The organism is Campylobacter sp. IFREMER_LSEM_CL292, assembly GCF_025771615.1.
Classification (GTDB): Bacteria; Campylobacterota; Campylobacteria; order Campylobacterales; family Campylobacteraceae; genus Campylobacter_D; species Campylobacter_D lari_D.
On record NZ_JAKMQP010000006.1, the window covers coordinates 62,207 to 88,254 of the forward strand.

The 26,048-nt window shown below is 30.5% G+C and carries 26 protein-coding genes and 1 tRNA gene; 16 read left to right on the forward strand and 11 right to left on the reverse strand.

Translation table 11 applies throughout. The annotated features are described in order from the left end of the window. Positions 1-5: 5 nt before the first annotated feature. Genes rpmH through L8T82_RS05025 form a run of 11 tightly spaced genes read left to right on the forward strand, consistent with a single transcriptional unit; the run spans position 6 to position 11,067 of the window. Positions 6-140 carry a 50S ribosomal protein L34 gene (rpmH, locus tag L8T82_RS04975; RefSeq protein WP_012661270.1) on the forward strand — a complete coding sequence of 45 codons (135 nt, stop codon included), beginning with the start codon at positions 6-8 and terminating at the stop codon, positions 138-140. Next, a complete protein-coding gene (gene rnpA / locus L8T82_RS04980; protein WP_082018444.1) occupies positions 137-463 on the forward strand; it encodes a ribonuclease P protein component in 327 nt (108 codons plus the stop codon). Before rpmH ends, rnpA begins: the two co-directional genes overlap by 4 nt. Further along, positions 451-834: a membrane protein insertion efficiency factor YidD gene (gene yidD / locus L8T82_RS04985; RefSeq protein ID WP_220566776.1), complete on the forward strand. Its 384-nt coding sequence runs from the start codon at positions 451-453 to the stop codon at positions 832-834. The genes rnpA and yidD overlap by 13 nt, the downstream gene beginning before the upstream one ends. Then, positions 798-2,381 carry a membrane protein insertase YidC gene (gene yidC, locus L8T82_RS04990; protein WP_263726009.1) on the forward strand — a complete coding sequence of 528 codons (1,584 nt, stop codon included), beginning with the start codon at positions 798-800 and terminating at the stop codon, positions 2,379-2,381. Before yidD ends, yidC begins: the two co-directional genes overlap by 37 nt. Then, on the forward strand, positions 2,365-3,210 hold the full coding sequence (locus L8T82_RS04995) for a Jag N-terminal domain-containing protein (RefSeq protein WP_133319314.1): 846 nt from the start codon (positions 2,365-2,367) through the stop codon (positions 3,208-3,210). The genes yidC and L8T82_RS04995 overlap by 17 nt, the downstream gene beginning before the upstream one ends. Then, positions 3,207-4,535: a tRNA uridine-5-carboxymethylaminomethyl(34) synthesis GTPase MnmE gene (gene mnmE, locus L8T82_RS05000; RefSeq protein WP_263726010.1), complete on the forward strand. Its 1,329-nt coding sequence runs from the start codon at positions 3,207-3,209 to the stop codon at positions 4,533-4,535. Before L8T82_RS04995 ends, mnmE begins: the two co-directional genes overlap by 4 nt. Before the next feature lie 13 nt (positions 4,536-4,548). Continuing rightward, the gene (gene purL, locus L8T82_RS05005; protein WP_263709430.1) at positions 4,549-6,726 is read left to right on the forward strand and encodes a phosphoribosylformylglycinamidine synthase subunit PurL; all 2,178 of its coding nucleotides are present in this window, start codon (positions 4,549-4,551) and stop codon (positions 6,724-6,726) included. Between the two features lie 2 nt (positions 6,727-6,728). Further along, positions 6,729-7,496 (forward strand): DnaJ domain-containing protein, encoded by a 768-nt coding sequence (locus L8T82_RS05010; RefSeq protein WP_263726011.1) that lies wholly within the window; start codon positions 6,729-6,731, stop codon positions 7,494-7,496. Then, positions 7,496-9,028 (forward strand): bifunctional phosphoribosylaminoimidazolecarboxamide formyltransferase/IMP cyclohydrolase, encoded by a 1,533-nt coding sequence (purH, locus tag L8T82_RS05015; RefSeq protein WP_263666750.1) that lies wholly within the window; start codon positions 7,496-7,498, stop codon positions 9,026-9,028. The genes L8T82_RS05010 and purH overlap by 1 nt, the downstream gene beginning before the upstream one ends. A gap of 15 nt (positions 9,029-9,043) precedes the next feature. Next, a complete protein-coding gene (locus tag L8T82_RS05020) occupies positions 9,044-10,636 on the forward strand; it encodes a methyl-accepting chemotaxis protein (protein WP_263665645.1) in 1,593 nt (530 codons plus the stop codon). A 17-nt stretch (positions 10,637-10,653) separates the two neighbouring features. Beyond that, complete coding sequence (locus L8T82_RS05025; RefSeq protein ID WP_263666751.1) at positions 10,654-11,067, forward strand: META domain-containing protein; 414 nt, start codon at positions 10,654-10,656, stop codon at positions 11,065-11,067. A 10-nt stretch (positions 11,068-11,077) separates the two neighbouring features. On the opposite strand, the gene pyrF is transcribed toward L8T82_RS05025, so the two are convergent. Genes pyrF through L8T82_RS05055 form a run of 6 tightly spaced genes read right to left on the reverse strand, consistent with a single transcriptional unit; the run spans position 11,078 to position 15,746 of the window. Then, a complete protein-coding gene (gene pyrF / locus L8T82_RS05030; RefSeq protein ID WP_263726012.1) occupies positions 11,078-11,761 on the reverse strand; it encodes an orotidine-5'-phosphate decarboxylase in 684 nt (227 codons plus the stop codon). After that, positions 11,758-12,156 (reverse strand): transcription antitermination factor NusB, encoded by a 399-nt coding sequence (gene nusB / locus L8T82_RS05035; RefSeq protein ID WP_263659333.1) that lies wholly within the window; start codon positions 12,154-12,156, stop codon positions 11,758-11,760. Before nusB ends, pyrF begins: the two co-directional genes overlap by 4 nt. Before the next feature lies 1 nt (position 12,157). Beyond that, the gene (gene ribE / locus L8T82_RS05040) at positions 12,158-12,628 is read right to left on the reverse strand and encodes a 6,7-dimethyl-8-ribityllumazine synthase (RefSeq protein WP_012661257.1); all 471 of its coding nucleotides are present in this window, start codon (positions 12,626-12,628) and stop codon (positions 12,158-12,160) included. A 12-nt stretch (positions 12,629-12,640) separates the two neighbouring features. Next, positions 12,641-13,444, reverse strand: coding sequence for a 3-deoxy-8-phosphooctulonate synthase (kdsA, locus tag L8T82_RS05045; RefSeq protein ID WP_263670124.1), 804 nt, complete (start codon positions 13,442-13,444; stop codon positions 12,641-12,643). 18 nt (positions 13,445-13,462) lie between these two features. Then, positions 13,463-14,824 (reverse strand): uracil-xanthine permease family protein, encoded by a 1,362-nt coding sequence (locus L8T82_RS05050; RefSeq protein ID WP_263726013.1) that lies wholly within the window; start codon positions 14,822-14,824, stop codon positions 13,463-13,465. Continuing rightward, a complete protein-coding gene (locus tag L8T82_RS05055) occupies positions 14,814-15,746 on the reverse strand; it encodes a DMT family transporter (RefSeq protein ID WP_133319325.1) in 933 nt (310 codons plus the stop codon). The genes L8T82_RS05050 and L8T82_RS05055 overlap by 11 nt, the downstream gene beginning before the upstream one ends. Positions 15,747-15,845: 99 nt before the next feature. Between L8T82_RS05055 and der the strand changes: the two genes are divergently transcribed. The 5 genes from der to L8T82_RS05080 are packed head-to-tail and all read left to right on the forward strand — an operon-like array spanning position 15,846 to position 22,326. Then, entirely contained in the window at positions 15,846-17,231 is a 1,386-nt protein-coding gene (gene der / locus L8T82_RS05060; RefSeq protein ID WP_263726014.1) for a ribosome biogenesis GTPase Der, read from the forward strand. Beyond that, the gene (locus tag L8T82_RS05065) at positions 17,215-17,712 is read left to right on the forward strand and encodes a shikimate kinase (protein ID WP_263726015.1); all 498 of its coding nucleotides are present in this window, start codon (positions 17,215-17,217) and stop codon (positions 17,710-17,712) included. The genes der and L8T82_RS05065 overlap by 17 nt, the downstream gene beginning before the upstream one ends. Next, positions 17,709-18,668, forward strand: a complete 960-nt coding sequence (gene trpS / locus L8T82_RS05070; protein ID WP_263726016.1) for a tryptophan--tRNA ligase — start codon at positions 17,709-17,711, stop codon at positions 18,666-18,668. The genes L8T82_RS05065 and trpS overlap by 4 nt, the downstream gene beginning before the upstream one ends. A gap of 11 nt (positions 18,669-18,679) precedes the next feature. After that, positions 18,680-19,915 (forward strand): serine--tRNA ligase, encoded by a 1,236-nt coding sequence (gene serS / locus L8T82_RS05075; RefSeq protein ID WP_263726017.1) that lies wholly within the window; start codon positions 18,680-18,682, stop codon positions 19,913-19,915. Between the two features lie 8 nt (positions 19,916-19,923). Further along, on the forward strand, positions 19,924-22,326 hold the full coding sequence (locus L8T82_RS05080; protein ID WP_263660567.1) for a tetratricopeptide repeat protein: 2,403 nt from the start codon (positions 19,924-19,926) through the stop codon (positions 22,324-22,326). Between the two features lie 102 nt (positions 22,327-22,428). On the opposite strand, the gene L8T82_RS05085 is transcribed toward L8T82_RS05080, so the two are convergent. From L8T82_RS05085 to L8T82_RS05105, 5 genes are all read right to left on the reverse strand, one after another. Next, positions 22,429-22,503, reverse strand: a tRNA-Asn gene (locus L8T82_RS05085). A gap of 67 nt (positions 22,504-22,570) precedes the next feature. Continuing rightward, positions 22,571-23,479 (reverse strand): radical SAM protein, encoded by a 909-nt coding sequence (locus L8T82_RS05090; protein ID WP_263709418.1) that lies wholly within the window; start codon positions 23,477-23,479, stop codon positions 22,571-22,573. Further along, on the reverse strand, positions 23,476-24,498 hold the full coding sequence (gene hemE, locus L8T82_RS05095; RefSeq protein WP_263726018.1) for a uroporphyrinogen decarboxylase: 1,023 nt from the start codon (positions 24,496-24,498) through the stop codon (positions 23,476-23,478). Before hemE ends, L8T82_RS05090 begins: the two co-directional genes overlap by 4 nt. A gap of 14 nt (positions 24,499-24,512) precedes the next feature. Then, positions 24,513-25,019, reverse strand: coding sequence for a YqhA family protein (locus L8T82_RS05100; protein WP_087699510.1), 507 nt, complete (start codon positions 25,017-25,019; stop codon positions 24,513-24,515). An 11-nt stretch (positions 25,020-25,030) separates the two neighbouring features. Beyond that, entirely contained in the window at positions 25,031-26,047 is a 1,017-nt protein-coding gene (locus L8T82_RS05105; RefSeq protein WP_263664764.1) for an aspartate-semialdehyde dehydrogenase, read from the reverse strand. Position 26,048: the final 1 nt, after the last annotated feature.

Consider the following 26,048-nt stretch of genomic DNA (forward strand, 5'->3'; position numbering starts at 1 on the left):
AGAATATGAAAAGAACATATCAACCACACAAAACTCCTAAAAAAAGAACTCATGGCTTCCGTGTGCGTATGAAAAGCAAAAATGGTCGCAAGGTAATCAATGCTAGACGCGCTAAAGGTAGAAAAAGATTAGCGGTATAAAAGATTTTCTAAGTATTAACGACTTAGGAGAGTTTGCAACAATTTATAAAGAAGGTAAAAAGTGGCACTGTGAAGGTGTAATCATCTTTTATACTTTAAGTAAAGAAAAAAAATTTGCTGTTGTTGCTAGTAAAAAAGTTGGAAAAGCTGTCGTTAGAAATAGAGCCAAAAGGCTCTTAAGATCAGCTTTTTTTCAGGTTAAAAATCAAGTCGAAAACGGGAAATACATACTTGTAGCTAAGACAAGTATTACTGAAATTCCTTTTTTAAAATTAGAAAAAAACTTGAAATGGGGTTTGAAAAAAATAGGATGTATAAAATAGCTTGTTTAAAACTTATTAGATTTTACCAGCTCTTTATCAGCCCTTTTAAGCCACAATGCTGCAGGTATTATCCAAGTTGTTCTGAATATGCCTTATGGCAATTTAAAAAAAATAATATTTTTAAAGCATTTGGTGCAGTTTTTTTAAGAATTTTAAAATGCAATCCGTTTTTTAAAGGTGGTATTGATTATCCTAAAATACGCAAGAATACTCTAAACTCAGGTGTATGTTTTAAACCTAGTTTTAATGCTTTAAAACAACTCAATTATTTTTATATCCCTTGCAATGATAATCAATTTTTTTTAATTAAGATTATATTTCCAAAGGACAATCCGTGTCAGAAAATTTATCCCAACAAAAACGCATATTAATTGCCGTTGTATTATCATTTTTATTTTTTGTAGTTTATGATTATTTTTTTATCCCAAAAGCACCACAAAATGAGCAAAATATCACTCATATAGAACAAAACAATTCAGCTCCACAAACTACAACCGCAAATACAAATACACAAGCTCCAAAGACAGAACTTAGTGTTAATCAAAAAGAAGAAATAGCAGTTGTTAAAAGTGAGCATTTTGAAGCACATATTGACTCTTTAGGTAGAATAGCTAAATTTTATCTAAGCGATGAAAAATATAAAGATGAAAATGGTAAAAGCATTAATCTAGTAGATACTTCTTTATCACCTTTGCCACTAGAAATAAGATTTAGTGATGCAAAGATAAATCAAGAGGCATTCAATACAGTATATACAGCTAGTCAAAAAACTATCAATGTAAATGATGAAAATGCAACATTAATTCTTACTCAAAATTTAAATGATTTAATAATAACTAAAAAAATCACTTTTCACAAATATGGAAATTATGATTTAGAAGTAAATCTAAGCAAAGATACAGCTTATTTTATCACTCCGGGTTATCGTCCAAATATAGCAGTTGATAGTTATACAGTACATGGAGTTTTAATCTTAGATAAAGATGATAAAATAACAATGTTAGAAGATGGTGATGTAGAAAATGATGAAAGTTTTTCTAATGTAACCCTTATGGCAGCTTCAGATCGCTATTATAGTGCTTTCTTTTATAATTTTGAAAAACCTTTAAATGCAGTAGTTACTAAAGATAATCACGAAAATTCTATCGTTTTTGCAAGTGCAACTAACAATTTTAAAGCAACCGGATATATAGGTTCAAAAGAGCATGAAATTTTAAGAAGCATTCATGCGGATTTAGATGATGTGGTAGAATATGGTTGGTTTACTTTTATAGCTAAACCTATGTTTGAATTTTTAAATTTCTTACATGGTTATTTAGGTAATTGGGGTTGGGCTATCGTAGTGATGACTTTAATTGTGCGTATTATTCTTTTCCCACTTACTTACAAATCAATGATTTCTATGAATAAACTCAAAGATTTAGCACCAAAAATGAAAGAAATTAGAGAACGCTACAAAGGTGATCCACAAAAAATGAATTTACATATGATGGAACTTTATAAAAAACATGGTGCAAACCCAATGAGCGGATGTTTACCTATACTCATTCAAATTCCAATTTTCTTTGCAATTTATAGAGTTTTACTAAATGCCATAGAACTTAAAGCTGCACCTTGGGCTTTTTGGATTACAGATTTATCTGTGATGGATCCATGGTTTATTTTACCTATATTTATGGGTCTAACTATGTTTATCCAACAACTTATTACACCAATGGCTATACAAGATCCTATGCAAGAAAAGATTATGAAATTCTTACCATTAATTTTCACTTTCTTTTTCTTAACATTCCCAGCAGGTTTAACTTTATATTGGTGTGTAAATAATATATGCTCACTTATCCAACAAGTAATTGTTAATAAGCTTTTCAAAAACCACAAAAAAGAGGAAATAGCTAAACATGAACATAGAAGCTAAAGACTTACAAACTGCACTCATAGAAGCCTCAAAACAACTTGAGTGCTCTGTGATTGACTTAGAATACGAAGTTATTCAACATGCTAAAGCAGGATTTTTTGGCCTTTTTAAAAAAAATGCGATAATCTGTATTAAAGGACATAAAAAAACTCAAAAAGTCCATAATGAAAAACCTAAAAAAAATCAAAATGAGAAATTTAACAAATATTCTCAAAAAAATTTTGAAAAAAATGAATATAAAAAAGAATATAAAGAAAATTTTCAAAAACCAATTGAAAATATTGCTCAACCTAAAGAACATTACAAAGTAAAAAATGATGCTATTTTTGATTCTTTTCATAAGGAGTCTTCAGAAGAAAAAAACATTGTTTCTTATATTGATGAGATAAAAATTTCACTAGAAAATTTACTAGCAACTTTTGATTTTGATATTAAAGTTGTGCAAGTTAGCGTTTGGGATGAAACCTGTGTTTTAATTAAACTTGATGGAGAAGATGCAGCCTTGCTTATAGGCAAAGAAGCTCACAGATATAAAGCTTTTTCATATTTACTTTATAATTGGCTTAATGCTAAATATAAAATTCAACCAAGACTAGAAATAGCACAATTTTTGGAAAACCAAACCCAAGCTATTGATAGTTATTTAAAAATTCTCATAGAAAAAGTAGAGAACACTGGAAGAGTTCAAACAAAACCACTAGATGGAATTTGGCTAAAACTTGCTTTAGAAAAATTAAGAGAACGCTTTCCTGATAAGTATGTAGCTATCAAACAAAATGACGATCAAAGATATATCGTTGTGAATGATTTTTTGAAGAAAAATGAATGAATGACACGATAGCTGCTATTGCTACAGCTCACGGAGTGGGCTCTATAAGCATCATTAGAGTAAGTGGAAAAAAAGCTTTAGAACTTGCATTAAAAATTACCCACAAAAAAGAACTCACACCACGCTATGCACGCTTGTGCAAACTTTATAAAAACAATAATGACTTTTTAGACGAGGCTTTAGTAATTTATTTTAAAGCACCCTACTCTTTTACAGGAGAAGATATTGTAGAATTTCAACTTCATGGCGGTTTTTCTTTGAGTGAAATTTTACTCGATGAGCTTGTTTTAGCAGGCGCGCGCCTTGCTAATCCTGGAGAATTTAGCAAAAGAGCTTGCTTAAATGGCAAAATGGATCTTTTAAAAGCTTTAAGCATACAAGATGCTATCATGTCAAAATCAACAAGTGCTGCAAATATCATAGCAAAAAATATTAAAGGTGATTTAAGTAAATTTTTAAACGCCATTCGAATAGACCTTGTTCAAACTCTTGCTTTTGTAGAAACTAGCATTGACTATGCAGATGATGATTTACCGCAAGATTTACTTGATCAAATCATTGCTATGTGTGAAAAAAATTCAAAACTTTTAAGCGATATAGTAGATATTTCCTTAAGTAAAAAAGGTCTTATAGATGGCTTTAAAGTTACTATTATAGGTAAGCCAAATGCCGGAAAAAGCTCATTGTTAAATTCGCTTTTAGCATTTAATAGAGCCATTGTTTCTGATATTGCAGGCACCACAAGAGATCGTATCGAGGAAAGTTTAAAAATAGGCTCACATTTAATTAAAATCATCGACACAGCAGGTATAAGAAACGCAGATGATGAGATAGAAAAAATCGGAGTTAACTTAAGTTATGAAAGCATTAAAGAAGCAGATATCATTATAGCTGTTTTTGACGGATCTAAAGAATTTGAAGAAGAAGATGAACATATTTTACAAGCTTTAAAAGATTGTGATAAAAAAATCATTTATGTTTTAAATAAAAGTGATTTGGCTACCAAATTTAAACATGAAATTAGCACTTCTTGTATACGCATTTGCGCCCAAAAAAACACTCAAGCCATTAAGGAAAGTTTAAATGAATACTTAAATACTTTAGATGGCGATGGAATGCTAATTAGCAATACCTTAATACTCAATGCTTGTAAAAATGCTAGTGAAGCTATTTTGCGTGCAAGGGATTTATTAAAGGAAAGTTCTTTAGAACTTTTTGCTTTTGAATTAAATTTAGCCATAGGAGAAATAGCTCAATTTACCAAAAATTTTGAAAGAGATGAAATTTTAGATGCAATGTTTAGTAATTTTTGTTTAGGAAAATAAAAAGGAGATAATTATGGATAAAGAAGTTATAAAACAACACAAAATTAGCGATGAGGAATATCAAGAAATTTTAAATATACTAGGTAGAGAACCTAATTTATTAGAACTTGGAGTGATTTCTGCAATGTGGAGTGAACATTGCTCATATAAATCAAGTAAAAAATACCTTAATGGCTTTCCAACTAAAGCTCCTTGGGTAATCCAAGGTCCTGGTGAAAATGCTGGAGTAATAGATATAGGCAAAGGAATGGCTGCTGTATTTAAAGTAGAAAGTCATAATCACCCAAGTTTTATAGAGCCATTTGCAGGTGCAGCTACTGGTGTGGGTGGAATTTTACGCGATGTTTTTACCATGGGTGCTAGAGTTGTTGCAGGTATGAATTCTTTAAAATTTGGTAATATCCATGATGAAAAAATAGGCAAACATCAAAAATATTTAGTTAAGGGTGTAGTAAGTGGAATTTCACACTATGGTAATTGTATGGGTGTTCCTACTATAGGTGGAGAATGTGCTTTTGATGAGTGCTTTAATGGAAATATCTTAGTTAATGCTTTTGCACTTGGAACTTGCAAAATCGAAGATATTTTTTATGCAAAGGCTGAAGGTATAGGAAATCCTGTAATTTATGTAGGCTCAAAAACTGGTCGTGATGGACTTGGTGGAGCTGTAATGGCAAGCGATAGTTTTAATGAATCTAGCAAAAGCTTAAGACCAACTGTTCAAATTGGTGATCCATTTGCTGAAAAATTATTAATGGAAGCTTGTTTGGAACTTTTCAAAACTGATTATATAGTTGGAATTCAAGATATGGGTGCAGCAGGACTTACTTCAAGCTCTTTTGAAATGGCAGGACGCAGTGGTAGCGGGATGAAACTTTACCTTGATAAAACTCCTATGAGAGAAGAAGGTATGACTCCTTATGAGTTAATGCTAAGTGAATCTCAAGAAAGAATGCTAATTTGTGCTAAAAAAGGCTATGAAGAAAAAGTTATTGAGATTTTTAATAAGTGGGGGCTTGATGCAGCCATTATAGGCGAAGTTACAGATACTGGCAAAATGGAATTATTTTGGCATGATGAATTAGTTGGTCTAATCCCTATTGAACCACTAAGCGAAAAAGCACCTATACTTGATAGACCTGTGGCTAAGCCAAAATACTTAGATGAAATAAAAAACTATCAATTTAAACTTAGCATTCCCACTCAAGAAGCCTTTGAAAAACTTCTTGCAAATGAAAATATCAGCAATAAAGCTTATATTTATGAGCAGTTTGACTCAAGCGTACAAACTAACACTTTAAAAAGCGATGGGGCTTTAGGTGCAAATAGTATTAGAATTAAAGAAAATAATTGCTTGCTTTCTATGGCCATTGAGTGCAACTCAAGATTAAACTATGTAAATCCAAAAATCGGTGCAGCAGCAGCCGTTGTAAGTGCAGGAAGAAAAATAGCATGCTCGGGAGCTAGACCTTTGGCAATTAGTGATTGTTTAAACTATGGCAACCCACAAAACCCTGAAGTAATGTGGCAATTTGCTCAAGGCTGCGAAGGTATTAAACTAGCTTGTAAAGAACTCAATACCCCTGTGGTAAGCGGAAATGTTTCTTTATATAATGAAACCGATGGAGTAAGTATTTTTCCAAGTCCAACCATAGCTTGCGTTGGTATTCACGAAAAAGCAGAAAATGTTTTAAAATCATACTTTAGTAAAGAAACGCAAGCTATTTATTTAATAGGAAAAAGCAAAGGTAGTTTTGGTGGATCTTTGATTGCTAAAGTACTAGATCAAAAAGTCGCAGGAGAGCTTGAAGATATAGATTTTAAAGCAGAATTAAAACTATGGGATTTCTTACTAAAAGCAAACGAAGCAAAGTTACTTGATTGTGCTAATAGCATAGGCATAGGTGGTCTTGCTATGACTTTAGCCAAAATGAGCGCAAAGGCGAATTTGGGTGTAAATGTAAAAACAAATTTTAAAAACAGAAGTTTTATTTTTGAAGAAAGTCCAACTAGAGTTGTAATTGGTGTTAAAAATGAAGAAAATTTTATTGAATTTGCAAACAAAATGAAAATTAATTTTGCAAAACTTGGAATTTTAAATGAAAAAGATTTCGTTTTAGATGATATTAAGATATCTTTAGTAAAACTACAAAAAATTTATTTTGATAAATTTAAAGAATATTTAGGATAGAAATGCTTTTTGTTTTATTAGTATTAGCAATTCTTGCATTTTATTGGTATTATAAAACTTGGGGTAAAGATGATCTTTTAGACTCTTTCAAAAAAGGAGCTAAAAGCTTCTCTCAAGGCTTTAAACAAGGCTATCATGAAGAAAGGATTGATGGCTTTAAAAGGAGATTAAACTATTATGTTATAGCGCTTTTAGCAAAAATAGCAAAAAGTGATGGTAGAGTTAGCGAGAATGAAGCAAACATGATCTCACAAATTCTTGATTATAATGCTAAAGATAAAAAAGAAAGAGATTTTTTAAAACAATGTTTTAATGAACATAAAAACACTTTAAATGATACTTTTGATATAGCCAAAGAGTTTATCAAAGAAGTGCCTTTACCACAACAAGAAAGAATTAATATTTTAAATGTCTTAGTAGCAATGGCTTTGATTGATGGAGAACTTAACAATACCAAAAAAGATGTCTTAAGAGCTATCATTAGAGCTTTTGAACTTGATGTAAATATACTTGAAAAACTTTTAAACTCTATGCAAACACAAAATACAGGTATGAATTTACAAAAGGCTTGTGAAATTTTAGGCTTAAATGAAAATGCAAACTTGCAAGAGCTTAAAAAACGCTATAGAGAACTTGCCAAAAAATACCACCCTGATATTTTAAACGCAAACAATAGCGATGAAGAAAAAATCAAAGAAGGTGTTAAAAAATTTCAAGAAATTAATGAATCATATGAATTTTTAAAACAATATATAGAAAGGAAAAATTAATGAAAGCACTAATTAGTGTGAGCGATAAAGAAGGTGTTGTAGAATTTGCTAGCGAACTTACTAAATTAGGTTATGAGCTTTTATCCACCGGAGGTACTTATAAGCTTTTAAAAGAAAATAATTTACAAGTACAAGAAGTTAGTGAATTTACTCAAAGCCCTGAAATGTTTGAAGGGCGTGTTAAAACATTACACCCAAAAATTCATGGTGGAATTTTATACAAAAGAGAAAATGAAGATCATCAAAAACAAGCCAAAGATTACAACATCGAAAGCATAGACTTACTTTGTGTGAATTTATATCCTTTCAAAAAAACTACAATTTTGACCCAAGATTTTGATGAGATTGTAGAAAATATCGACATTGGTGGTCCTGCTATGATACGCAGTGGTGCAAAAAACTTTAAAAATGTCATTGTCGTTTGTGATATTTTAGACTATGATAAAATCATACAAGCTTTAAAAGATAATACCTTAAATCTTGATTTTAGAAGAGCATTGATGATCAAAGCTTATGAGCATACAGCAAATTATGATGCTTACATAGCAAACTATATGAATGAGCGTTTTAATGGTGGCTTTGGTGCAAGTAAATTTATCGTAGGTCAAAAAGTGTTTGACACAAGATATGGAGAAAACCCTCATCAAAAAGGTGCTTTATATGAATTTGATGACTTTTTCACACACAATTTTACAACCTTAAAAGGTGAAGCAAGTTTTAACAATCTAACCGATATTAACGCGGCTTTAAATTTAGCAAGTGCTTTTGATAAAGCTCCGGCAGTAGCCATAGTCAAACATGCAAATGCTTGCGGATTTGCCATAAAAGAAAACTTACTCCAAAGCTATATCCATGCTCTTAAATGCGATACCTTGAGTGCTTATGGAGGAGTTGTTGCTATCAATGGAACTTTAGATAAAGAATTAGCGCAAAAAATCAATGAAATTTATATAGAAGTAATCATTGCAGCAAATGTAGACGATGATGCTTTGGAAGTTTTTAAAGATAAAAAGCGTATTAAAATCTTTACACAAAAAGCGCCATTTTTAACTAGAGCTTATGATAAATATGATTTTAAACACATAGATGGTGGTTTTGTATATCAAGATAGTGATGAAGTTAAAGAAGATGAATTAAAAAATGCGATTTTAAAAAGCGAAAGAAAAGCTAATGAACAAGAATTAAAAGATCTTGAAATAGCTATGAAAATTGCTGCATTTACTAAATCAAACAATGTAGTTTATGTAAAAAATGGAGCTATGGTAGCCATTGGTATGGGTATGACAAGTCGTATCGATGCAGCTAAAGCAGCTATTAATAAAGCCAAGGAAATGGGGCTTGATCTAAATGGTTGTGTTTTAGCAAGCGAAGCTTTCTTTCCATTTAGAGATAGTATAGATGAGGCTAGCAAAATAGGAGTAAAAGCCATCATTGAACCAGGTGGAAGCATAAGAGATGAGGATATTATTCAAGCTGCTAATGAGTATGGTATTGCATTATACTTTAGCGGCATAAGACACTTTTTACACTAATAAAAGGAGTTTTAAATGTTTAAAAGCATAGGTGCAAAAATATCTTTAGCAATGATTTCTACATTGCTAATTAGTTTTATTATCATGCAGATTATCTTACAAAAAGATTCTCAACAAACTACAGATAGAATCAGCCGTGCACATTTAGATACTTTAAGCACTTCTGTTTTTCAAACATTAAGAATGGCAATGAATTTGGGCGATCCTGCTATTATAGAACAAGCTATAAAAGATGCTGGTGAAATAGAAGGTATAAAAGATATTAAAATTTATCCTTCAAAAAGCACAATTGAGCTCTTTGAAATACAACATTTTACAAAAAGTGATGAGAGTATTATCAACGAGCAATTTAACAAGCCAGAAATTAAAGCCGTTGAAATCAATAACGATCAAGGGCATTATCTAAGACTTATACGCCCACTTATCGCCAATAAAGGTTGTCTTGCTTGTCATGCCAATGCTAAAGAAGGCGATGTTTTGGGTGTTATGGATATGTATAATGATTTAAAACATGTAGATGATGATTTGGCAAGTTCAGCTAGAACTTATATTATAATCTTTAGCGTTGCTTTACTTTTTACCGTTTTTGCTGTACTTTATATTTTAAAAATAGTTGTAGGTAATCCTGTTTTAGATCTTTTAAAACACGCTAAAGAACTAGCTAGCGGCGATGGAGATTTACGCGCAAGAATTAATATAAAAAGCACCGATGAAATAGGTAAAGCTTGCACCTACATCAACCAATTTATTGAAAAAATTCAAAATGCAGTAGTTTCTACTAATAAAAACTCTCAAATGGTAGATAAACAATCTAAACTTTTAAATGCTAATGCACTTGATCTAGCAAATAGAACTAAAGAAGGTCATACAAAAACTGATGAATCTTATCATTTAAGTGAGCAAATTCATACAGAATTACAAGATCTTGCTGAACTTTCAAATAACGCAAATAAAGCCAATACAAAATCTTTTGAAGTTTTAAACACCATGCTTGACTCATTAAATCAAGTAGTAGATAAGGTAAAAGTTGTAGCTGAAAATGAAGATATATTATCTCAAAAAGTAGAAGTTATGGAAAAACAAGCAGAAGAGATTAAAAAAGCTTCTGACATGATGGGAGAAATTGCTGATAAAACCAATCTATTATCTTTAAATGCAGGTATTGAAGCTGCGCGTGCTGGAGAATTTGGTCGCGGCTTTTCAGTTATTGCTGAAGATGTAAGAAATCTTGCTCAAAATTCAGAAGAATTTTTAAAAAATATTGCCATCGTAACCAAACAATTAGTAGATAGTATCAATGAAGTTTCTAAAGAGTTAAAACACAATGCTAACGAAATTAACTCTTTAAATCAAGATGCAAAAGAACTTGTAGAAGGAACCAATGAAGTAAAAGTTTGCAATGAAAATGCAAGAGATTTAGCAAATGCTTGCATGCAAAAAATTTCAAGCACACAAGAAACTTTACAATCTTTGCTTGATAAAATGCAAGAAACGGTAAAATTAAGTGATAAAAATGAAGAAATTTCAAAAATTTTATTAGATGTTGCTCATGAGTTAAATATAGTTTGTCAAAATTTAGAGGATGAATTAAAACATTTTCATGTATAAATCAAAGGAGTATAAAAATGAAAAAAATAATCACATTAAGTATAGCGAGCTTAGCTATTTTTAGTGGGTGTTCTGTGGCAAATTTAAGTGTTGATGATTTACAAAATAAAGAATTTACTATAAGTTCTTATGAAGCTAATGGAAAAAATCATGAACTTCCTCAAAATGCTAAAGCAAGCATTAGTTTTGATAATAAAGATAAAAGAGTTTTTGGTGTATCAGGATGTAATAGATTTTTTGGAAACTATAAAGATCAAGGAAGTAGTATCAAAATAGAAGATAATCTTGCTTCGACAAAAATGCTTTGCGATCAAGAATCTATGAAATTTGAAAACGACTTCTTAAGATATTTTAATGGAGAATTTCAAATTATTAGTGACGATGATGGAATTATTTTAGAAAATAAGAAAATGAAAATTTATTTAAAATAAGCCTCTAGGCTTATTTTAAATGCTCTAATATATTCTCACAAACCATTCTAGGTTCTTTTGCCTTATAAATAGGTCTTCCAACCACGATAAAATCTGACAGATTATCCTTAGCACACTGTATATCAGCTACTCTTTTTTGATCATCTAAATTTTCTTTAAAAGGACGAATTCCAGGAGTTAGTGTAATAAAATTTGCATTTGTATTTTCTTTAATCAATAAGCTCTCATATACCGAACAAACCACACCATCAAGACCGCTTTCATAGCTAATTTTAGAAAATTCCTTAACAGCTTGTTTGATATCTTGTTTATATATACTAAAAAATTCTTGCTCATCAAAACTAGTTAAAGCAGATACAGCAAGTACCAAAGGTCTTTTACTCAAAACACTTAAACGCTCCATAATCATACACATAGCACTTTTACCTGCGCTTGCATGAATATTAAACATATCTACATCAAGCTTAGCAAGCTCTTCACAAGCATCTGCCATAGTATTTGGTATATCATAAAGCTTTAAATCTAAAAAGATTTTAAAATTATCGACTTTTTTAATCGCCTCTAAAAGCTTTACCCCATCTCTTAAATATGATCTAAGTCCTATTTTAACCCAAAGATCTAAACCTTTTAATTCTTTAGCCAAACTAATACACTCATCATAACTTGATACATCAAAAGCCACACAAAGTTTCATTGCTTTTCCTTGTTGATTTTATCCAACACCCCGTTGATAAATTTAGGAGCATTATCTCCTGCCATTTCTTTTGCAAGCTCTATAGCCTCGTTAATGATAATCGCTTTTTGTGTAGAAGTAAATAAAATCTCATAAGCACCTAAACGCAAAATGGCCTTTTCTATACTAGCTACTCCATCTAATTTGTGCTCTTTCAAACACTCATTGATTTTCTCATCAAGCAAAGTAAGTTGCTCATTGATACCATTATATAAATCTAGAGTGAATTTTCTTTGGTCATTGCGAATTTTTTTCTCATCTAAAAATTCATTGATAAAATCTTTATTTTCTTGATTTAACTGTGCTGCATAAAGCAAAGAAACTATACTTTGTCTTACTTGGTGTCTAGTAGCCATTTTAAGCCTTAATTTTTTGGATTAAATTAAGCATTTCAACTACAGTAAGCATAGCTTCAAAACCCTTATTACCTGCTTTACTACCTGCTCTTTCTATGGCTTGCTCTAAGGTATCAGTTGTTAAAACTCCAAAACTCACAGGCACATTAGCTCCAAGCCCCACACTTGCTATACCTTTGGTAGTTTCAGCTGCTACATAATCAAAATGTGGTGTACTTCCACGAATTACTGCTCCAACACAACAAATTCCATCAAATTTTTTACTCTCACAAGCTTGTTTTAATGCAAAAGGAATTTCAAAAGCACCTGGCACTAAAATAAGACTTAAGTTTTCTTCCTTGCCTCCATGTCTTAAAAAAGCATCTTTAGCACCTTCAACTAAACGATCTGTGATGATATGATTAAATCTTGCATTGATAATCGCAATTTTCTCATCACCTTTTAAACTTAAATTTCCCTCTATTATCTTCATAATTTTCCTTTTTTAAATGATTTCTTGAATTTTTAAAAGCGTATTTACACAGTTTTTAAGTCTTGAAAGATCAAGCATATTTGGTCCATCGCATAAAGCTTTACAAGGATCAATGTGCGTTTCAAAGAAAAATCCATCTACGCCTACACTAGCAGCAGCTCTTGCTAATGGCTCTACAAATTCACTTTTGCCTCCACTACTTCCACCATTTGCTCCTGGCATTTGCACACTATGAGTAGCATCAAAAATAACTGGAGCATATTTTCTCATGATAACCAAACTTCTCATATCTACAACCAAATTTCCATAGCCAAAACTCGAACCTCTCTCAGCTACAAAAACTCCATTTTCTTTGGCTATTTCAAAACCTTCTTCATTAATGCCTCTAGTTTGTAAAATTTTAGCTACGCTGTATTTAATATCTTCAGGATTTAAAAATTGCCCTTTTTTTACATTTACCTTGGCTTTTGTTTTAGCAGCAGCTACTAATAAATCAGTTTGCCTGCATAAAAAGGCTGGAATTTGTAAAACATCTACAACCTCAGCCGCAACACTTGCTTGAGAACTCTCATGAATATCAGTAAGAATTTGCATGCCAAATTTATCTTTCACTTTTTGCAAAATTTCCAAGCCTTTTTCAATGCCTGGTCCTCTAAAACTATTAATACTAGTTCTATTTGCTTTATCAAAACTTGATTTAAAATAAAAATCAATTCTATCATCTTTTAAAAAGCATTCAAGCTCTTGTGCAACTTTAAAAACAAGTTCTTCATTTTCTATTACACAAGGACCTGCTATTAGTATCATTTTTTTCATTATTTTTCCTTATTTTTATTATTTTACTTTATTTTTTTTATTTTCTTCAAGCGGAAAAACGCAATTTAAAATAATAGCCGTAATCCCACCTGCTGCAATCCCTGAAGAAAATAAAGTTTTAAACCACATTGGCATAAATTCTAAAATATCAGGATTATTAGAAACTCCAAGCCCTATACCCAAACTCATAGCTATGATGATAATAGAACGACGATTTAGATTTTCCTTAGAAATAATCCTAACTCCCGTTGCAGCTATAGTACCAAACATTACTAAAGTTGCTCCACCTAAAATAGGCTCTGGAATTTGCAAAGTAATATCAGCCACAATAGGAAACAAACCCAAAATCATCAACATAAAAGCTACAATAAATCCAACATATCGACTTGCAACACCTGTTAAAGCTATAACGCCATTATTTTGCCCAAAACATGAATTTGGAAAAGTATTAAAAAAGGCTGAAACAAAGGAATTAAAACCATTAGCCAAAACCCCACCTTTTAATCTTTTTGCATAAAGTTCGCCTTTAACTGGCTGATTTGAAACTTCACTAGTAGCACTAATATCGCCGATAGTTTCTAAAGAAGTTACCATAAAAACTAAAATCAAAGGTAAAATAAGATTATAATCAATACTCAAACCATAATGTAAAGGATCGGGTAAAAACACTAAAGGTAAATTTTCATTAAAATTAAAACTAAAATTTTCAAAATTCATAGCTACTAAAAGCCCTATTATCATAGCTATAAATAAAGAAGAAATTCTTATATAGGCATTATTAAAACGATTTAAAACAACAATACTTAAAATCACAACTCCGGCTAATAATAAATTTTGCAAAGAACCAAATTCACCACTTGCCTTAGCCGCAAATCCACCTCCTGCACTCACAAGACCAACATTAATCAAACTAAGACCTATAATCATCACAACTATACCTGAAACCAAAGGCGAAATCACTCTTCTAATAAAAGGTAAAATTTGAGAAATAATCATTTCAGTAGTAGAACAAAGCATTAAAGTGCCAAAAATGGCTCCAAGCATTGCTTCTTGCGATAAACCATTATTTTTTAAAACAAGCCCACCTAAAATAATAGGTGCAACAAAATTAAAACTAGTCCCTTGAATAGATAAAAGTCCACTCCCTATAGGACCCCAAGTTTTAATCTGTAAAAGCGAAGCAACACCTGAAGCAAAAAGCGACATACAAATAATTCTAGCCGTATTAGTATCATCTATCCCAAGTCCTTTGCAAATTAATAAAGCAGGTGTAATCACAGCCACAAACATAGCCATTAAATGCACTAATGCAGCAAAAAATGCCTTAGCAAAAGGTGGTCTATCTTCTAAACCATAAATTAAATCTGTTTTATTTTCCATTTTTCTTTCCTTTTGTTTGCTTACTAACCAAAATAATTCCTCCTAAAATAATGCTAAAAATTCCTATAAAAACCATTAAGCTAGGAAATTCATCTCCTAATAATATGCCCAAAAATAAAGTAAAAACTACATCTATATAGCTAACTCCTGCAACAACTCCTGCCTTTTTTGCTACTCCATAAGCTTTAGTAACATGAATTTGATACATTGCTCCAAAAATTCCCATCAAAACAATAAAAATCCAAGCTTTAAGACTAGGCATAACAAAAGGAGCAATTAAAAAATCAAGCTCTTTTATTTCATAAAAAGAACCTACAATCATAGACATTAAAGGCATCAAAGTACCAATTAAAACAAAAGATAAAGCTATAAATGGCGCTGGGTATGATTTTCTAAGCTCTCTTACGCTAGTTAGCGCCAAGGCTGCACAAAAACCGCTTAAAATTCCTAAAATACTATTTTTTAAATCAAAACCTGAATGCGTAGTGCTATCTGCAAAAGGCTGACAGATTAATAATACTCCTATAAAAGCAATCAAAATCCCAAAACAAGCTTTTAATCCTAAACTTTCTTTAAAAAACAAAAAAGCAATCAAAGCTATAAAAATAGGTGCTGTTTTTTGAAAAGCAAAAGCCCCACCTAATGAAATATTAGAAACATTATAAAAGAAAAGATATAAAGCGATCGTTCCTATAATACCTCTAAAAATAAGCAGTCCAAGATGTCCGCCACTTTTATGAAAATTTAATTTTGAAAGCGCATAAAGCATAAAAGCTGTGCCTATAATATTTCTAAAAAACATAATTTCAATCGATGATAATTCTTCACTAAGAATTTTTGCACAAGCACCTACAAATGCAAATTCTATAGAAGCAATAATCATAAAATATATACCTAAATTCTTTTTAACTATTCTTAACATATAAATTCCATATAAAATTCCTGTTATTTTAGTCTTTTTTGCTTAATTTTAAGGCAATTTTTATATAATCACAAATAAAAATTTAAAAAATGAGTATTAATGCAAAGTATTATTTTAATAGGAAAACCAAATGTTGGCAAATCAAGTCTTTTTAATAGACTTGCAAGAAAGCACATTGCAATAACTAGTGACATAAGTGGAACTACAAGAGATACTAATAAAATAGAAGTAGAAATTGATGGCAAAAAAGCTTTATTGATAGATAGCGGCGGGCTTGATGAGAGTAATGAGCTTTTTAAAAATGTCAAAGCAAATTCGCTTAAAGCTGCTAAAAATAGTGATATTATCTTTTATATGGTGGATGGAAAATTTTTACCTGATGATGAAGATAAAGCTTTTTTTTATGAGATGAAAAAACTCAACAAACCCATAGCTTTAGTAATCAATAAAGTCGATAACAAAAAAGATGAGGAAAGATCTTGGGAATTTTCTAATTTTGGAGTAAAAGAAGTTTTTAATATCTCTGTAACACATAATATAGGCATTGATGAGCTTTGTATGTGGGCTAGTAAGTTTTTAGATGAAAGTTATTTAAATGCAGATGAAGAAGAAGACTTTGAAAGTTATTTAGAAAATTTTGATGAAAATAGCGGAGATTTTAAGCTAAAAACTATTAATGAAAATCATATTAAAGTGGGAATTATCGGCAGGGTTAATGTAGGAAAATCAAGTCTTTTAAATGCTTTAGTAAAAGAAGAACGTAGCGTGGTAAGCGATATAGCAGGCACTACAATTGATCCTGTTAATGAAAGCATTATGCATAAAGATAAAATCATCGAATTTGTAGATACCGCAGGTATTAGAAAACGCGGGAAAATACAGGGTTTAGAGCGTTATGCACTTAATAGAACTGAATATGCCCTAGCCAATGCTCAAATTGCACTTTTAGTACTTGACGCAGCTGAAGGTTTTAACGAACTTGATGAGCGTATCGCAGGGCTTGCTGCTAAACATTGTTTAGGTGTGATTATCGTACTTAATAAATGGGATAAAAGCGAACTTGATTTTGATAAAACTTTAAAAGAATTAAAATTAGATCGTTTTAAATTCCTAGCTTATGCACCTGTTGTAAGCGTATCAGCTTTAAGTGGAAAAAGAATACATGTGCTTTTGGATAAAATTTTAGAAGTTTTTGCAAATTTCACCCAAAAAATTCCAACAGCAAAATTAAATGCTTTGGTAGAAGAAGCCACAAGAGCCCACCCGCTACCACATGATTATGGTAAATTAGTGAAAATTTATTATGCGGTTCAATACGACTTAGCACCTCCAAAAATAGCTCTAATTATGAATAGACCAAAAGCTTTACATTTTAGTTATAAACGATATTTACAAAATCAAATTAGAAAACAATTTAACTTTGAAGGTGTACCTTTAATTTTAGCTTCAAGAAAAAAAGGTAGCAAAGATGAGCAAGAAAACTAACCTCCTTTTTGTAGGATTTATGGGCTGTGGTAAAACAACTATAGCAAGGGCTTATGCAAAAAAATATGATAAATTCTTTTTAGATACAGATGTTTTAATCAAAGAAAAATTTAATCTTGAGATTAGTGAATTTTTTAAAACATATGGAGAAAAAAAATTTCGCAAAGAAGAAAAAAAACTTGTTTCGTTTTTAACTTATGTGCAAAATTGTTCTATTGCAAGCGGTGGTGGCTTCATAGAACAAAAAAAATTAAAAAATATTGGTACTATCGTTTACTTAAAAGCAAGTTTTGATTATCTCTTGCAAAGACTAAATAAAGAAGAATTGACCACAAGACCCTTATTTTCAAACACAAACAATGCTAAAATACTATTTGATCAAAGAATTAAAAAATATGAAAAAAAAGCAAATATCATTATAAACATTGAAAACAAAAATATCCAAGAAATAATTAAAGAAATCAAAAAAGAGGTAAAATGAGAATTATTACAGGATTACAGCCAAGTGGGGATTTACATATAGGAAATTATTTTGGCTCTATAAAACAAATGCTAAATATGCAAGAAGAAAATCAAATGTATATGTTTATAGCAAACTATCATGCTATGACTTCAAATTTTAATGGAGAAAAACTTAAACAAAATTCACTCAAAGCTGCGGCAGCTTTTTTAAGTTTAGGAATTGATCCACAAAAAAGCGTATTTTGGCTACAAAGTGACGTTAAAGAAGTGATGGAGCTTTATTGGATTCTTTCTCAATTTACCCCAATGGGACTTTTAGAAAGAGCACATAGCTATAAAGATAAAATTGCCAAAGGTTTAAATGCCAACCATGGGCTTTTTTCTTACCCTGTTTTAATGGCTGCAGATATTTTACTTTTTAATGCTCAAATAGTTCCTGTAGGTAAAGATCAAATTCAGCATGTTGAAATAGCAAGAGATATAGCTTTAAAAGTAAATAATGAATGGGGTGAAATTTTTACCCTACCTCAAGCTAAAGTTAATGATGAAGTTGCAGTAGTGCCTGGTACTGATGGAGCTAAAATGAGCAAGTCTTATCAAAACACAATCGATATTTTTAATACACCAAAAGCTATTAAAAAACAAATTTCTTCTATTGTTACAGATAGTACAGCTTTAGAAGATCCAAAAGATTGGCAAAATTGTAACGTATTTAAAATCGCAAAATTGTTTTTAGACAAAACAAAACAAGAAACTTTAAAAAGCCGTTATGAAAAAGGTGGTGAAGGCTATGGACATTTTAAAATGTATTTAAATGAAATCATCAGTGAGTATTTTGCCTCGGCTAAGGAAGAATATGAAAAATTACTAGCTAATCCTTCTAAAATCGATGAGATTTTAGAATTTGGAGCAAGCAAAGCAAAAAAACAAGCCCGAGAAACAATGGAAAAAATTTATGCTAAAATAGGACTATAAAAGGAGTTAGAATGTTAGATTTAAAACTTTTACAAAATAATTTTGATGAAATTGCACAAAAACTAAAAGCTAAAAAAGTAGATGAAAATTTACTCAAAGAACTTAGCGACTTATTTATAAATTTAAAAAAAGAAAAAGCACTTTTGGAAGAATTTCAAGCTTTTCAAAATAAGTTTAGTAAAGAGCTTGCAACAGCACAAGATAAAGAAAGCTTAAAAGCACAACTAAGCCAAAATAAAGAAAAAATCAATACTCAGTCAAAAATCGTTAGCACGCTAGAAGAAAAACTAGAACAAATTGCCCTAGCAATACCAAATATCCCTGATGATTGCGTGCCTTTTGGAAAAGATGAAGATGAAAATATAGAATTAAAAAAAGTTCTAACACCTCCTAGTTTTGATTTTGAAATCAAAGAACATCATGATTTAGGAGAAAAATTAAACTGGCTTGATTTTACAAGAGGGGTTAAAATCTCACAAAGTCGTTTTTGTGTGCTTAAAAATGAAGGAGCTTTACTAAGTAGAGCCTTGGTAAATTATATGATTGATTTTAATAGAAGTAGAGGTTTTGAACTAGTCAATGTACCATTTTTAGTAAATAGTGCAACCATGTATGGCACAGGACAGCTTCCTAAATTTAAAGATGATATGTATAAGGTAGAAAATGATGATTTATATCTCATCTCAACTTCTGAAATTCCTGTAACTAATCTTTATTCTAATGAAATTTTAACTCAAGAAGAACTACCCTTAAAAATGACCTGCTATAGTGCTTGCTTTAGACAAGAAGCAGGAAGCGCAGGTAGAGATACAAGAGGTATTATAAGGCAACATCAATTTGAAAAAGTAGAGCTTGTTAGTATATGCAAGCCTGATCAAAGTGAATTGATGTTTGAAGAAATGTTAAATTGCGCCAGTGATTTACTAAGCTCTTTGGGTCTAGCACATAGACATTTAATGCTTTGCACGGGAGATTTGGGCTTTTCTGCTGCGAAAACAGTAGACTTAGAAGTATGGCTTCCATCGCAAAACAAATACCGTGAAATTAGCTCTGTGTCAAATTGTAAAGATTTTCAAGCAAGACGCGCAAAGATCCGTTTTAAAAACGATAAGGGCAAAAATGAATTAGTTCACACACTTAATGGTTCTTCACTAGCTGTTGGTAGAACCTTGGTAGCTATTATGGAAAATTATCAAGAAAAAGATGGAAATATAAGAATTCCTGATGCATTAAGAAAATACTTTTAAGAGAAAACATGGCCGAAGAAGTAACACCTAAAGAACAAGATAATCAAGAAAAAGCTTTTTCAGAGATTGATGAAAATCCAGGAGTGGAAGAACAAACTATCCCTCCTGGCACAATACCTCCTGAATTAGAGGAAGAAGAAAGTACTTTTCAAAGAGTAGAGGAAGAACCTCAAGCATCACAACCTGAAGAAAAGAAAAAGCTTTTTGATAAAAAATTTCTTATTTTGATTTCAACACTTGGTGCTCTTGCTCTAATTTTATTTATTATTTTAGTTTTACTTCTTGTTTTTAAAGAAGATAAAAAAGTAATCACAAATAATCCAATTTTAGAAGATAATGTTAGTACAAGTATCACAAAGGTGAAACAATCTGCTTTAGATCTTGTAGTACAAAAGGCAAATTTATTATATGAAAAAGGTGATATAGAAAGTGCTTTAGAACTTTATAATAATATTAATATTTTCAATCAATCTTTATCTAGTTATAATCTTGGTGTAGCTCAAATGAAACAAAAAGATTATATTAGTGCTGTTGAGAATTTCAAACAATCTTTAGAATTAGAAGAACACAAAGTTGCAGCAGCTATTAATATAGCTGTGTGTTATTTTAATCTAGGCGATAAAGAGAAATTTAAATATTATCTTGATTTAGCAAGAGTACATTTACCACAAGATTCTAAATCTTCTTTGTATGATTATTATCTAGGATTAATTAATTACTATCAAGGATTTTATCCAGAGGCTTTACAAATGTTCATGCGTTCAAGTAATATCAACAGCTATCAAGGAGAGTCTTATTACCTTGGGGCAAAAATTTACGCATTATTAAAATCTGATCAAAACGCCATTAATCTTCTACAAAAGCAACAAGATTATGAAGCAAGCTTACCCTTAGGTTTATTATATGCAAAACTGGGAGAATATAAAAAAGCTAAAGAATATCTTGAAAAAGCATCAAAAATAGAAAATCAAGCCATAAGAAGCAAAATGGCTCTAGCTTTAGTAGAATTAAAAACAGGCCAATTTGACAATGGTGCACAAATTTTAAAAACTTTATATGTAAAAGATAGAGCTATTGGCTCAAAATACTATAACATAAAAACAAGACTAAAAAGAAATTTTTCAAATATTGATATAGCGCAGCAACATTTTGCCAAAAGTTTAATCACAGGAAAACAACAAATTTATGATTTACTTTTTTATTTTTCACCTTATCGCGTTTTTGATATAAAACAAAGCATGGAACTCATCACAAAAGCTGATTTGGGAAATTTCATACAAGGGTATGAGTATGAAAATGAATTGCTTGTTAAAAGCAAAGCTTTATCAGGCGTTAATGTGGAATTATCTCATGCTATCAATCTAGCTTTTAATTTTCATCTAAGAGAAGCAAATCAAGAATTTAAAAATTTAAGTGAAATTTATCATGCTCACGATGTAATTCATTACAATCTTGCTTTAACTTATGCACAACTGCAAGATTATAATAATGCATATAAACATTTTTCAACTGCTTATCATTTAAATCCAAAAAATTATATTGCAGGTATTTTTGCCATATATTGCATGGATTTAGTAAAAAAAGATTATACCAAACTTGCTAATGAACTTTTGGAAAATTTACAAGCAGATAATAATATCGATCAAAATCATAATATCTATAAATATTTACTACATCTAGTTAAAAGTGACTTTACTGCTATGATTCCTTATTTAGACAACCTTTCAAATAGCAAAAATACTCCTTTAGAACTAATGTTTGCTATAGTAGCTGCTAATGGCAATAATCTTGAAATTTTAAGAAATCAAAAAATAAAAGAATTAAAAGATTTGCTCGGTGAGGATATTATTAGCAATATTTTATATTTTAATTCTAAAAACACAAATCTTGATATTAAAGAGTATGCCAAACAAGCACAAATGTATTTTTTAACAACCAAGCTTGATTATAATTCTTTATTTGGTGGAGCTGGTATAGTTAAAGACAGCTATGTGACACTTATGCAAATTACAGGCTTATTAAATCATGTTAGAAATGACATAAAAAAAAGACTTGCTATGAGTAATAAAAATTCCATCGGGCTGATTTTTGCTCTAGCTTATGTTGATATTTTTGCTAAAGAATATCAAGAAGCATATACGCTTTACAATATCTTAATAGATGATTATAAAATCAAAGATGCACAAACTTTATTTTTAGCCGCAGTAGCAGCGATAGGTTCTAATAATCCAAATTCAGCCATAGCTTTACTAGAGCTTGCAAAATTAGAAAATGAAGAAACCTTAGAAGCAAGACTTGCACTAGGACTATTATATCATGAAGTCCAAAATTTAGAACCTGCTATGTTTCAATATGAAAAAGTAGGGAATAATTTTGAAAGTAAATTTTTTACTTTTGATATTAAAAATTAGTATTTTCATAAAATAAGAAAATACTAATTAACTATCAAAAAATATAATTATAAATTACAAATTAAATTATTATAAAATATACATGAGGTTAACTTTATGAAGTGGCTCCGGATGTAGGATTCGAACCTACGACCAATCGGTTAACAGCCGACTACTCTACCGCTGAGCTAATCCGGAACATCAATAAATAAGAAATGATATTATATAAGAAAAAAACTTTTTTGTCAAGATTTTTTATAAAAAATTACGCTTTTTTGTAAAATTTTACTCCTGCTAAATTTTCTACAACAACTTTTCGTTCTTTAATTAATTTTTCTAATATATCTTTACTATGCTGACTAAATTTGTTTTCTATATCAAATTCACTTTGCGCTCTAAGCTGCAGCATCTTCAAGAGCTCTTGGATATTAAAATCAATTTTTTCACCTTTGTAATAATGTTTAGCAAGTACAACAGGCACACTAGTGATATACATACTTAATTCTTCCAACTTTTCCAAAGATATACCTTTAACAGGATACGCAGGCGGTCTATCTATAGTGCTAAAATCCACTCTTGATGGTCTTATCTTGTCAAATGCCTCATTTAAAGCCAACATCTCATCTTTGTTATCATTCAATCCCTTGACAATTAAAACTTCCATAACAAGCTCACCCAAAAATTTCTCTCTAAAGGCGATCATTTGTTCTATCATTGTTTCAAGTTTTATTTGCTTTAAAGCCCTATCAACTCTATAAAAAGTTTTTTCCATTGCGCTATCAAGACTAAATTTAACTACATCAATATACATTAAAGCATCAAAAATATCCGAATTTAAAACTCCACTACCATTGCTTAGGATTAAGAGTTTTTTATCTTGTTTTATTTTATTTAATTCATAAACTAATTCTTTTAAATGAGGATATAAAGTAGGCTCACCATTTGCAGTTAATGTTAAAAAGTCAAATTGCACATTACCTTTCAATACACTTTGTACTTCATCGATAATATTTTTTATTTTAGGATAAATTAAAGATTTTTCCAAAGGTTTTGCAGCTTGTAATTCACAATAAACGCAGTCAAAATTACATTGTTTTTGATTTGGACTTAAATCAATTCCCAATGAAAGTCCAAATCTTCTTGAACTTATAGGCCCAAAAGTTATTTTACTCACTTTTTAGATTTCTCTTGAACTAGCTTGATAAAATATTTAGCATTATCAACAGGAATATCAGGTAAAATTCCATGTCCGAGATTAAAAATATGTGCACTATCTTGCATAATATTTAAAATTTTATCCACACCTTGTTCAATAGCTTTTTTATCATAGAGTCTGCAAGGCTCCATATTACCCTGCAAAGTATATTTAGCGCCTAGTTTTTCCTTAGCCAACTCTAAAGGGGTACTCCAATCTACTCCAAAGACATCAAAATTTCCATTTATATCATCTAAGAACCCACTTACCCCTTTAGGAAATAAAATCACAGGAATATGCGGATATTTTTCCTTTATAAAATCAGCAATTTCAAGCATATATTTAAAAGAAAACTCAAAAAACATTTCTTTTTCTAAAGCACTTGCCCAACTATCAAATACCTGTATAGCATTAGCACCTGCTCTAATTTGCTCTTGAATATAATACTTTAAAACAAAAGTAAGTTTAGATAAAATTTGATGTAAAAATTCAGGATTTTGATAGACTATTTTTTTACACTTTGCATAATTTTTACTACTACCACCCTCTATCATATAAGTAGCAATAGTCCAAGGACTTCCACAAAAACCAATCAAAGCTTTATCTTGTGTAAGTTTTTCTCTAGTAAATGCTAGTGCATCATAAACATAAGAAAGATTTTTAATGCTTTTTTCAACATCTAATCTTTCCAATTCTTCTTTTGTTTTAATAGGATTTGAAAATACCGGTCCTTCACCTTTTTCAAATTTTAAATCCATACCCATTTCTAAAGGTACTACCAAAATATCTGAAAAAATAATAGCTGCATCAACACCCAAAATATCTACTGGTTGTAAGGTAACTTCACTCGCTTTTTTATAATCTTTACAAAGTGATAAAAAATCTCCAGCACTTGCTCTAACTTGCATATATTCAGGTAAATATCTTCCTGCTTGGCGCATCATCCAAACTGGAGTATAAGGGGTTGACTTTTTAAAACATGCATCAATAAAAATCATTTTTATTCCTTATTTTAATGATCACTTTTGTGTAAAAAATAAAGTCCTATACAAAGAGCTAAAATAGAACCTGCAAGATAAGTCATATCCAAAACCGTATTTAGTTGCATTTGCAAAATTCTTTGGAAAAAATTTACAACTAAAACCATAATAATAACTTTTGCAAGTTTATCTTTTAGTTGATCTAAACTGTGCACTTCTAAAACTTTTGACTGTTTAGTTTGTTTAAATTCTTCTATTTCACTAATAAAAAGTTCATAAATTCCAAAAGAAAATATAAATAAAACTAAAGCCATTAAATATAAATCTACAGCCCCTATAATCAAACCAACAATATCTTCATGCAAATCCACCGTAGAATTAGGCAACATAAAATACTCAAATACATATTTTAAAACTTTAATCACATCATAACTTGCAATAAAAAATAAAACAAAAGCTCCTATAAGGCCAAAAATTACAGGCAAAATAGTGACTAAACGACTTTTAACTAATAAATTTTCAAAAAATCTTTCTAACATTTTTCTCCTTTTTAAACCAATTCTAACCATTTTTGCGCAATACGCACTGCATTTGTAGCAGCTCCTACACGAATTTGATCAGCCACGCACCATAAATGCAAAATATTTTTATGATTAATATCGCGTCTAATTCTTCCTACATAAGTTTCATTAGTATCGCTTGTAAAAAGCGGCATAGGATATTTTTTATTTTCTACATCATCAATCACAACAACACTTGGTGCTTTAGAAAGTATCTCTCTAACCTTAGCAACATCAACATCTTTTTCAAAATGCATAGTAATGGCTTCACTATGACTTCTAAGCACAGGAACTCTTACGCAAGTTGCTGAAATTTCAAGTTTTTTATGCAATATTTTTTGCGTTTCATTTACCATTTTTAATTCTTCTTTAGTGTAGCCATTTTCACTAAAAACATCAATTTGAGGAATTAAATTTAAAGCTAAGGTATATGGAAAAGTTTTTGCCTCAAATTCATCTAATTTAAAAGCAAAAAAACTTTGCATTCCTTGAACTAATTCTTCCATACCTTCTTTACCTGCACCACTTGCTGCTTGATAAGTACTTACATCTACTCTTTTTAGATTAAATACATCATCAAGTGGTTTTAAAACATGCACCATTTGTATAGTAGAGCAATTTGGATTAGCAATAATTCCTGTTTTTTCCCAATCTTTAATATCTTCGCTATTGCATTCAGGAACTACCAAAGGAACATTTTCATCCATTCTAAAATGACTAGTATTATCAATCACTACAGCACCACACTCTACTGCGTATTTTGCATACTCAGCACTTATGTTTCCTCCGGCACTAAAAAAAGCAATATCTACAGGATTTTCTTTAAAAACATTTGGAGTTAATTCTTTTACTTTATAACTTTTTCCTCTAAATTCTACTTCACTACCTGCGCTTTTTGCGCTTGCTAATGGTAAAATACTTTCAACCGGGAAATCAAGCTCATCTAAAACATTTAAAAGTTCTTCGCCAACCGCTCCAGTTGCACCTACAATGGCTATTTTTTTCATC

Excerpts from the sequence above, each read along its gene's own strand:
- rpmH (WP_012661270.1), top strand. The coding sequence starts at position 6 with ATGAAAAGAACATATCAACCACACAAAACTCCTAAAAAAAGAACTCAT.
- yidD (WP_220566776.1), top strand. The coding sequence starts at position 451 with ATGTATAAAATAGCTTGTTTAAAACTTATTAGATTTTACCAGCTCTTT.
- L8T82_RS04995 (WP_133319314.1), top strand. The coding sequence starts at position 2,365 with ATGAACATAGAAGCTAAAGACTTACAAACTGCACTCATAGAAGCCTCA.
- mnmE (WP_263726010.1), top strand. The coding sequence starts at position 3,207 with ATGAATGACACGATAGCTGCTATTGCTACAGCTCACGGAGTGGGCTCT.
- purL (WP_263709430.1), top strand. The coding sequence starts at position 4,549 with ATGGATAAAGAAGTTATAAAACAACACAAAATTAGCGATGAGGAATAT.
- L8T82_RS05010 (WP_263726011.1), top strand. The coding sequence starts at position 6,729 with ATGCTTTTTGTTTTATTAGTATTAGCAATTCTTGCATTTTATTGGTAT.
- purH (WP_263666750.1), top strand. The coding sequence starts at position 7,496 with ATGAAAGCACTAATTAGTGTGAGCGATAAAGAAGGTGTTGTAGAATTT.
- L8T82_RS05020 (WP_263665645.1), top strand. The coding sequence starts at position 9,044 with ATGTTTAAAAGCATAGGTGCAAAAATATCTTTAGCAATGATTTCTACA.
- L8T82_RS05025 (WP_263666751.1), top strand. The coding sequence starts at position 10,654 with ATGAAAAAAATAATCACATTAAGTATAGCGAGCTTAGCTATTTTTAGT.
- pyrF (WP_263726012.1), bottom strand. The coding sequence starts at position 11,761 with ATGAAACTTTGTGTGGCTTTTGATGTATCAAGTTATGATGAGTGTATT.
- nusB (WP_263659333.1), bottom strand. The coding sequence starts at position 12,156 with ATGGCTACTAGACACCAAGTAAGACAAAGTATAGTTTCTTTGCTTTAT.
- ribE (WP_012661257.1), bottom strand. The coding sequence starts at position 12,628 with ATGAAGATAATAGAGGGAAATTTAAGTTTAAAAGGTGATGAGAAAATT.
- kdsA (WP_263670124.1), bottom strand. The coding sequence starts at position 13,444 with ATGAAAAAAATGATACTAATAGCAGGTCCTTGTGTAATAGAAAATGAA.
- L8T82_RS05050 (WP_263726013.1), bottom strand. The coding sequence starts at position 14,824 with ATGGAAAATAAAACAGATTTAATTTATGGTTTAGAAGATAGACCACCT.
- L8T82_RS05055 (WP_133319325.1), bottom strand. The coding sequence starts at position 15,746 with ATGTTAAGAATAGTTAAAAAGAATTTAGGTATATATTTTATGATTATT.
- der (WP_263726014.1), top strand. The coding sequence starts at position 15,846 with ATGCAAAGTATTATTTTAATAGGAAAACCAAATGTTGGCAAATCAAGT.
- L8T82_RS05065 (WP_263726015.1), top strand. The coding sequence starts at position 17,215 with ATGAGCAAGAAAACTAACCTCCTTTTTGTAGGATTTATGGGCTGTGGT.
- trpS (WP_263726016.1), top strand. The coding sequence starts at position 17,709 with ATGAGAATTATTACAGGATTACAGCCAAGTGGGGATTTACATATAGGA.
- serS (WP_263726017.1), top strand. The coding sequence starts at position 18,680 with ATGTTAGATTTAAAACTTTTACAAAATAATTTTGATGAAATTGCACAA.
- L8T82_RS05080 (WP_263660567.1), top strand. The coding sequence starts at position 19,924 with ATGGCCGAAGAAGTAACACCTAAAGAACAAGATAATCAAGAAAAAGCT.
- hemE (WP_263726018.1), bottom strand. The coding sequence starts at position 24,498 with ATGATTTTTATTGATGCATGTTTTAAAAAGTCAACCCCTTATACTCCA.
- L8T82_RS05100 (WP_087699510.1), bottom strand. The coding sequence starts at position 25,019 with ATGTTAGAAAGATTTTTTGAAAATTTATTAGTTAAAAGTCGTTTAGTC.
- L8T82_RS05105 (WP_263664764.1), bottom strand. The coding sequence starts at position 26,047 with ATGAAAAAAATAGCCATTGTAGGTGCAACTGGAGCGGTTGGCGAAGAA.